At 69.0% G+C, this 8,522-nt stretch carries 6 protein-coding genes; 2 read left to right on the plus strand and 4 right to left on the minus strand.

What is annotated here, in order from left to right; all coding sequences use genetic code 11:
* Window positions 1–130 precede the first annotated feature (130 nt).
* Window positions 131–805 carry an Rv3235 family protein gene (locus tag ETD83_RS43160; protein ID WP_171064642.1) on the plus strand — a complete coding sequence of 225 codons (675 nt, stop codon included), beginning with the start codon at window positions 131–133 and terminating at the stop codon, window positions 803–805.
* A gap of 51 nt (window positions 806–856) precedes the next feature.
* Here ETD83_RS43160 and secA read toward each other — a convergent pair whose 3' ends face one another.
* Window positions 857–3,730: a preprotein translocase subunit SecA gene (gene secA / locus ETD83_RS36280; RefSeq protein WP_138649731.1), complete on the minus strand. Its 2,874-nt coding sequence runs from the start codon at window positions 3,728–3,730 to the stop codon at window positions 857–859.
* A 182-nt stretch (window positions 3,731–3,912) separates the two neighbouring features.
* On the opposite strand from secA, the gene ETD83_RS36285 reads away from it, so the two are divergent.
* Window positions 3,913–4,293 (plus strand): HGxxPAAW family protein, encoded by a 381-nt coding sequence (locus ETD83_RS36285; protein ID WP_230421410.1) that lies wholly within the window; start codon window positions 3,913–3,915, stop codon window positions 4,291–4,293.
* 237 nt (window positions 4,294–4,530) lie between these two features.
* Here ETD83_RS36285 and ETD83_RS36290 read toward each other — a convergent pair whose 3' ends face one another.
* The 3 genes from ETD83_RS36290 to hpf form a co-directional block, all read right to left on the minus strand.
* Window positions 4,531–5,799, minus strand: coding sequence for a winged helix-turn-helix domain-containing protein (locus ETD83_RS36290; RefSeq protein WP_230421411.1), 1,269 nt, complete (start codon window positions 5,797–5,799; stop codon window positions 4,531–4,533).
* 94 nt (window positions 5,800–5,893) lie between these two features.
* Window positions 5,894–6,544 carry a response regulator transcription factor gene (locus ETD83_RS36295; RefSeq protein ID WP_267900394.1) on the minus strand — a complete coding sequence of 217 codons (651 nt, stop codon included), beginning with the start codon at window positions 6,542–6,544 and terminating at the stop codon, window positions 5,894–5,896.
* 557 nt (window positions 6,545–7,101) lie between these two features.
* Entirely contained in the window at window positions 7,102–7,767 is a 666-nt protein-coding gene (hpf, locus tag ETD83_RS36305) for a ribosome hibernation-promoting factor, HPF/YfiA family (protein WP_138649734.1), read from the minus strand.
* Window positions 7,768–8,522 lie beyond the last annotated feature (755 nt).

Here is an 8,522-nt window from a genome sequence, read left to right on the forward strand (position 1 = left end):
AGATTTGTATAAGAGACAGCCCCTTTCCAGCCCATTTCCGGCCGTTGGTCACCGATGGGCCGGATGTGGTCAGAACGTATTTTCTGCGGCTCCCGTGACTCCTGTCTTAAACGAGACAGGAGGTCTTTTCATGCGAGGGCGTACGGGGAAGTCAGCGGTGGTGCGGTTCGTCCGGTACCGTCCGGTGCCCGCCACCCAGGGCGCGCTGGCCCTGAAACCGGCGGCGCCCCCGCCCGTACGGCCGCCCGGCCTACGGCTGGTGCGGCCGGACGACGGCATGGACGCCGAGGTCCGAGCCGTCGCGAACGCCACCGTCCGGCTGGTCGCGGAGATCCTCGCGGGCACACGCCCACCACACCAGCTCTCCCTGGTGGCCGTCCCAGCGGTATGCCGAGCGCTACTCCACCACCTACAGGCCACCGGTCACACCACCCCGGCGGGACCTGGCAAGACCACCGAACACGGCACCCCGACCAGGCGGGACGCCCCGGGCAGGCGCGGCATCCCTGCCGAGCGCGGCGGCCCTGGCGGACTTGGCGGTGCGGTTGGGCGTGGCGGTGCGGTCGGGCCTGGCGGTGCGGTCGGGCGTGGCGGTGCGGTCGGGGCTGGTGGACGGGCGGTTGGGCGTGGCGGACGGGTCGTCCCGCCCAAGGTCTTGTCCAGCCGGTTGCAGCGGCCCGCGCCGGCCGTGGCGGAAACGGTCGCGGTGGTGGTCGTGGCCGGACGCGTCCACGCACTGGCCCTGCGGCTGGAACACACCCGCGGCCGATGGCGCTGCACGGCCCTGGAGACGACCGCCCCCTGACATGCAGAAGCGGCCTCCCGGGTGACCGGGAGGCCGCTTCTGTGATGGGGCCTACTTGTTCTTGCTGCGCGGGTCGCCGTGGCAGCGCTTGAACTTCTTGCCCGAGCCGCAGGGGCACGGGTCGTTGCGGTTCACGTCCGCGTACTCGTCCTTCGTCTCCTCGCTGTGGTGCTCGACGCCGCCGTCGCCGTCCACGGTCGGGGCCGAGTACTCCAGCTTCGTCGGACGCTTCGGCGCGTCGAGGCCCTTCGCCTTGATCGCCGGGGCCTCGTCGGCCTCCTCGATCTCGTCGGCGGGGGTGTCCTCGCCGGCCTCGGCGTCCGGGGCCGTCTTGGCCACCGAGACGGGCGCGGCGCCGACCGCCGGGGCCGCCGGCTGCTCCTCCACCTCGACCTCGAGGTGGAACAGGTAGCCGACCGACTCCTCCTTGATGCCGTCGAGCATCGCGTTGAACATGTCGTAGCCCTCGCGCTGGTACTCCACCAGCGGGTCGCGCTGCGCCATGGCCCGCAGGCCGATGCCCTCCTGGAGGTAGTCCATCTCGTAGAGGTGCTCGCGCCACTTGCGGTCGAGGACGTTCAGCACGACGCGGCGCTCCAGCTCCCGCATGACCTCGGAGCCGAGTTCCTCGTCGCGCTTGTCGTAGGCGGCCTGGGCGTCGTCGCGGATCTTCGCGGCGAGGGTCTCGGCGTCGAGGCCGGAGATGTCGCCGTCCGCGGCGTCCTCGACCAGCTCGTCCACCGTGATCGAGATCGGGTAGAGCTGCTGGAACGCCTTCCACAGCTTGTCGAGGTCCCACTCCTCGGCGAAGCCCTCGGCGGTGGCGCCCGCGACATAGCCCGCGACGACCTCGTCGATCATGCCGCGGACCTGCTCGTGCAGGTCCGCGCCTTCGAGGACCTTGCGGCGCTCGGCGTAGATGACCTTGCGCTGCCGGTTCAGGACCTCGTCGTACTTCAAGACGTTCTTGCGCATCTCGAAGTTCTGCTGCTCGACCTGGCTCTGCGCCGACTTGATCGCATTGCTGACGATCTTGGATTCGATCGGCACGTCGTCCGGGATGTTCAGCCGGGTCATGATCGACTCGACGCGGGCGGAGTTGAACAGCCGCATCAGGTCGTCCTCAAGGGAGAGGTAGAACCGGGACTCGCCCGGGTCGCCCTGCCGGCCCGACCGTCCGCGCAGCTGGTTGTCGATGCGCCGCGACTCGTGCCGCTCGGTCGCGAGGACGTACAGCCCGCCGAGGTCGACGACCTCCTCGTGCTCGCCCTTCACGGCCTCCTGGGCCTTCTCCAGCGCCTCCGGCCACGCCGACTCGTACTCGTCCGGCGTCTCCAGCGGGGACAGGCCGCGCTGGTGCAGCTCCAGGTCGGCGCGGAAGTCGGGGTTGCCGCCGAGCATGATGTCGGTGCCGCGTCCCGCCATGTTCGTCGCGACGGTGACGCCGCCCTTGCGGCCCGCCTCCGCGACGATCGCCGACTCCTGCTCGTGGTGCTTGGCGTTCAGCACCTGGTGCGGGATGCCGCGCCGCTTGAGCATCTTGCTCAGCTTCTCGGACTTCTCCACCGACGTCGTGCCGACGAGGACGGGCTGGCCCTTCTCGTGCCGCTCGGCGATGTCGTCGACGCACGCCTCGAACTTGGCCTGCTCGGTCTTGTAGACGACGTCCGCCACGTCCTCGCGGATCATCGGCTTGTTCGTCGGGATCGGCACGACACCGATCTTGTAGGTCTTGTTGAACTCGGCCGCCTCGGTCTCGGCCGTGCCGGTCATGCCGGCCAGCTTGCCGTAGAGGCGGAAGTAGTTCTGCAGGGTGATCGTGGCGAGGGTCTGGTTCTCGTCCTTGATCGCCACGCCCTCCTTGGCCTCGATGGCCTGGTGCATGCCCTCGTTGTAGCGGCGGCCGTGGAGGATGCGGCCGGTGAACTCGTCCACGATCAGGACCTCGCCGTTCATGACGACGTAGTCCTTGTCGCGCTTGTAGAGCTCCTTGGCCTTCAGCGCGTTGTTGAGGAAGCTCACCAGCGGCGTGTTGACCGAGTCGTAGAGGTTGTCGATGCCGAGCCAGTCCTCGACTTTCTCGACGCCGGCCTCGGTGATGCCGACCGTGCGCTTCTTCTCGTTGACCTCGTAGTCGCCCGGGCCGTACTCGTCGACCTGCCCGGCGGTGCTGACCAGCTCGGCCCGCTTCAGCCGTGGGACGATCTTGGCGAACTCCGAGTACCACTTGGAGTTCTGCTCGGCCGGCCCCGAAATGATCAGCGGGGTCCGGGCCTCGTCGATGAGGATCGAGTCGACCTCGTCCACGATCGCGAAGTTGTGGCCGCGCTGGACGCACTCGTCCAGGCTCCAGGCCATGTTGTCGCGCAGGTAGTCGAACCCGAACTCGTTGTTCGTCCCGTAGGTGATGTCGGCGTTGTAGGCGGCGCGGCGCTCTTCCGGCGTCATCTGGGCGAGGACGACGCCGACCTCAAGGCCGAGGAACTGGTGGATGCGGCCCATCCACTCGGCGTCCCGCTTGGCGAGGTAGTCGTTCACCGTGACGATATGGACGCCGTCGCCCGACAGGGCGTTCAGATAGGCCGGCAGCACCGCGGTCAGGGTCTTGCCCTCACCGGTCTTCATCTCGGCGATGTTGCCCAGATGGAGGGCGGCACCGCCCATCACCTGGACGTCGAAATGGCGCTGGCCGAGGACGCGCTTGGCGGCCTCGCGGGCGGTCGCGAACGCTTCGGGGAGCAGGTCGTCCAGGGTCTCGCCGTCGGCGAGCCGCTCCCGGTACTTGTCGGTCAGCTCGCGCAACTCGGCGTCGCTCATCTCGAGGAAGTCCTCCTCGATCGAGTTGACCTGATCCGCGAGCTTCTTGAGCTTGCGCAGGATTTTGCCCTCGCCCGCACGAAGGATCTTGTCGATGACTGGCGGCACTCTCGGAGGCTCCTTGCAGATCGTGGTTCACCGCTCCAGGCGGCGCGCACACCACACGTACGATGCCATCGTAGGCGAGACTTAGAATGGTCTAGGTCACTCCGCAGCGCAATCCACTGCGCGTCCCGTTTGACTTTCCGGCTCCCGGAGAGGATGTCTCACAGCATCCGGAGGGAGGGTCGGTGTCCGAACAGTCGCACTCCGAACAGCGGCCGGAACAGCCGCGACCGGAACACTCGCATGGATCGCACGCCGGACGGCCGGGGTCCTGGGCCGCGGTCACCATCATCTTCGTCGGCTTCGTCGTCGGCGGTGTGGCGCTCTGCCTGGGGCCGATGTGGGTCATGTTCTGGGTGGGGGCCGGGATCATCGTCCTGGGCATGATCATCAGCGGTTTCGTGCACCTGTTCGCGGACGTCGTCGTGGACGCGCCCAGGGTCATCCCGGAGATCGTCGACTACTCCCTGTTCGGCACACGTACCGCCAAGCGCCGCGGCGGTGTGGAGGGCGAGGCGCTGGACCGTCCGGTCGCCACCGACCCCCAGCAGACCCCCCACGGCTGACACACCCGTTCGCCGCCTTCACGGCCTTCGCCGCGGGGCGCTTAACGGCGCAAAAAGCACTGAATCAGGACAGCGGCACCACCAATAACAACAAGCCCGAAACCAGGTCCATTCCGACCGGCCACTCGGAACCCTGAGTGAAGGCCGAGTTGCGCATAGTGGCGAAGTTCCGCGAGTAGCCCCATTGGCGAAGCGGTGGTTGCGCGAGGGGCGGGGTCGCGGGGAGTGAGCGGTGTGTCAGATCGGGGTGGCGGCTTTCAGTGCGGATTCGATGAGGGCCGAAGGCAGATCGGTCCGTTCGACGCGGACGTGGTCGCAGCCGACCCAGGCGGCGGCGCGCCAGAGGGCGGTGGCGAGAGCCGCGGCCGACGTCTCCGTCCGGGCGGCCGTGCGGGTGGCCCACGGTTCCAGGGACGCCTGACGGGCGATGAGGGTGCGGCCCTCTCTGGCGGGGTCGACCCGTCCGAGCAGGCGGCCCCCGGCGAGGAGCGGCATGGCGAAGTAGCCGTGGACGCGCTTGGCCTTCGGGACGTACGCCTCCAGACGGTGATCGAAGCCGAAGACGCGGGACGCGCGGGCCCTGTCCCAGACGAGGGAGTCGAACGGTGAGAGCAGCGTCGTGGCGTGCCTGCCGCGCGGCACCGTCGCCAGGGCGCCGGGGTCGGCCCAGGCCCGCTGGGGCCAGCCGGCGACCTCGGCGGGGACGAGCCCGGTCGCGTCGATGACCTGGTCGACCTGGTCCTGCCTGATCCGGTAGTAGTCGGCGAGGTCGCCGCGGGTCGCGACGCCGAGGGCCCGTCCGGCGCGGGCGACGAGCGCGGTGAGGCAGGCGTCGTCGCCGGGCTCCCGGGTGCGGAGCTCGTCCGGGACGGCCCGTTCGGCCAGGTCGTACACGCGCCGCCAGCCGACGCGCTGGACGCAGACGACCTCGCCGACATCCAGCAGCCATTCGATGCCGATCTTGTGGTCGCTCCAGTCCCACCATTCGGCGCTCGCCTTGGCGCCGCCGAGCTCCTTGGTGGTCAGCGGGCCGTCCGCCCTCAGGCGGGCGCGGATCTCGTCGCAGACGCCCTCGGGGACCTTGTGCCAGCGCCATCCCCGGCGCAGGTAGGCGCGGCGGCGGAACGCGAACAGCGGCCAGTCGGCCATGGGGAGGATGGACGCCGCATGCGCCCAGTACTCGAACGCCCCGTTGTGGCGTCCGCCCTGGCGACCGCCTGTGGGGACGCCCTTGGCGGGACTCTTGCGGTGGCCGTTGGCGCTGCCCCAGTAGGCGGCTTCGATCGCGCCGCGTCCGACCGGGCCGAGACGGGCATAGGGGACCAGCTCGTGGGACCGCGCGAGGACGGAGATCGTGTCGAGCTGGACGGCCCCAAGCCGTTCCAGCATCGCCGACACGCCCCCTCTGGGCTGCGCCCCCAGGAAGCCCTGGGCCCGCAACTGGAGCCGCCGCGCCTCGTCGGCGCCGAGTTCTACCGCCGGTGTGCCGCCTGCTGTCTGAACCACGCCCGCGATGCTACGACACAACACCGACAAAACCGGATTGCCGGTCGCGCTCCGCGCACGTCCAACGCCCGCCTGGACCTGGCCCAGCGCGGGATCAGGTGATTTCCAGGAGTTTCTCGCGGACGGCGTAGACGACGGCCTCCATCCGGGAGTGGAGTTGCAGTTTCTCCAGGATGTTGCGGACGTGGTTCTTCACCGTGTTCTCGGAGATGAACAGCTCGCGGGCGATCTCCCGGTTGCCGAGGCCGCGGGCGACGAGCCGCAGCACCTCCATCTCGCGGTCGGTGAGGCGCGGCGCGGGGACCTGCTGGGTGCGCTCCTCGCTGCGCTTGGCCAGCGCCGCGAACTCGGTGATGAGCTTGGACGCCATCGACGGGCTGATCAGCGACTGCCCGCCGTGCACCGCGCGGACGGCCTGCGGGACCTCGTCGATCGAGATCTCCTTGAGCAGGTAGCCGCTGGCCCCGGCCTTGATCGCCTCGAAGAGGTCCTCCTCCTCGTCGCTGATGGTCAGCATGACGATCTTCGCGCTGGGCGCGGCGTCCTTGATCGCGGTGCAGGCCTCGATGCCGCTGCGGCGCGGCATCCGGATGTCCATCAGGACGACGTCGGGCAGCAGGTCGCCGGCCATCTCGACGGCCTCGTGACCGTCGCCGCCCTCGCCGATGACCTCGATGTCGTCCTCGCCTTGGAGGACCATCTCCAGACCCCGGCGGAACAGCGCATGGTCGTCGACGATGAGCACACGGATCGGGTCGGCCGTCCCGGCCGGCTGGGCCGCCTCCCGGCCGGCGGGGGCGGCGCCGGCCTGACGGGGTACCGCCGCGGCGTCGCGAGCCTCGGGATTCTCGCTCACCAGAGTCGCGGCGTGGAGGAGACGCCGCTTCCCCCCTTCACTATTCAGCGATCTGGAACCACCGGAGGGTTGCTCTCCGACGGGTCGTCCTCGGGAAGATACGGGTTCCGGGGGCGGACCCGGGGGATTTCGGGCCGGGGTGTTCCCCGGTGAACTGCTGTGCGCCCCGGGAGGTTCCCGGGTGGGCCGCCGCGAGGCCCGCGGATCGGCCGATCCGCGGGACCACCGCCGCGGCGCGGTGACCGGTCGGATCCGGGGCGGCCGCCGAACGGCGCCGCACCGGATTCTCCCCCCGGACCACCGCGTCCGCGGATCGGCTGGTACGCCTTTTCAGATCATGACATGGTTCGGACGGTGACGTGACGCGAGTGCCGCATCACGGAACGGTTTCAACTTCGTAGGTCTACGCAGGCCACGCCCTCGCGGGCGGGCCGGATGAGGAGCGGTCACTCCTCGACGAGCCTGATCACTCCGTAGTCCCAGCCTCTTCTCCGGTATACGACCGAGCTGTGCCCGGTGGCCTTGTCGCGGTACAGGAAAAAGTCGTGGCCGACGAGCTCCATCTCAAGGAGGGCCTGCTCGATGCCCATGGGCTCGGCCTTGTGGAACTTCTCGCGGACGACGAGGGGGCCGTCGCCGTCCATGGGGATCGGGACGAGGTTCTCGTCCGGTGAGACCTTCACCGGCTCCGCCTCCGGCTCGTCCGCCGCGGGGCGTGGAGCGGCCGGCGGCGGTTCGGGGAGTGCTTCGGGGAGGGTCTCCATCGTGGCGAGCTTGGCCCGGCCCTTGCCGCCGTGGCCCTTGCCGCCGTGGCCCTTGCGTCGTTCGGAGTCGCGGCGGAGCCGTGACTCCAGCTTGTCCAGCGCCAGGTCGAGGGCGCCGTAACGGTCGTCGGCGGCGGCCTCGGCCCGGATCACCGGGCCGCGGGAACGGATCGTCAGCTCGACCCGTTCGCGCTGGTCGGCCAGCCGCGGGTTGCGTTCCTCGGACACCTCCACATCAACGCGGATGACCTTCTGGTCGAGCCGCTCGATCTTTGCGAGTTTGTTGTCGACGTGCCGACGGAATCGCTCGTTGACGTCGGTGTGCCGGCCCCTCACGGTGATGTTCACGCGGGACCCCCCTTCTCCCGGTTGTGATCCGGCCCTGCCCGGGATGCCTGAACCGAACACCTTTCTTCCTCGACGGAACAATGCTCACTGCCCCGGACGGGCACCACAGGACGGTGGGTCGCACCCGCCCGGCCGACCTGGTCTTCGTCCCCACATCCGCCTGCTGAGGGGCTCGCGGCGCTGTCGCCACTACTGCCCTTCTCCCTGCTCGGGGGATGTCGGATCCCTCGACGGGGCAGGACTTACCTCTAAGGCGCACCGTGATCGGTCGACGAGAAGTCGCCTTACGTGGGCCGTTTCGCCTGCGCCTGGCATCGGCTAGCCGGACCGTCTGTAGCGCTCCTGACGAGCACTGCGGTCCGACGCAACCACGGACCCGGGCGGGTGCCATGTCAGGAACGCTAACCCCTTACGCCACGAATGTCAGGGGGGTCGGCCGAGGAATTGCTTACCGAACGTCATCGGAGCCTGTCGCAACGGACACCCCGACCCCTCAGGAACGCCCCAGCACATGCCGCGAGCCCCCACGCGCACGCCAGTTGCGCCCCTCGCACTTGCGCAGGTCAGCCGAGACTGACCTATCGGCGAGTTTGGGAAATCTCTACCCCCACATCACACGACATGACCTGAACCACCCCGAACACTCACCACACGACCCGACTACATCTGGTGACGACTCACCACCCCACCGAAGCCGAAGAAACTTGCCAACACCCGCGTGGATCGGACGAACCAAGATCGCCCAAGCGTTTATC

This window comes from Actinomadura soli, assembly GCF_005889715.1.
Taxonomy (GTDB): domain Bacteria; phylum Actinomycetota; class Actinomycetes; order Streptosporangiales; family Streptosporangiaceae; genus Spirillospora; species Spirillospora soli.

Excerpts from the sequence above, each read along its gene's own strand:
- ETD83_RS43160 (WP_171064642.1), top strand. The coding sequence starts at position 131 with ATGCGAGGGCGTACGGGGAAGTCAGCGGTGGTGCGGTTCGTCCGGTAC.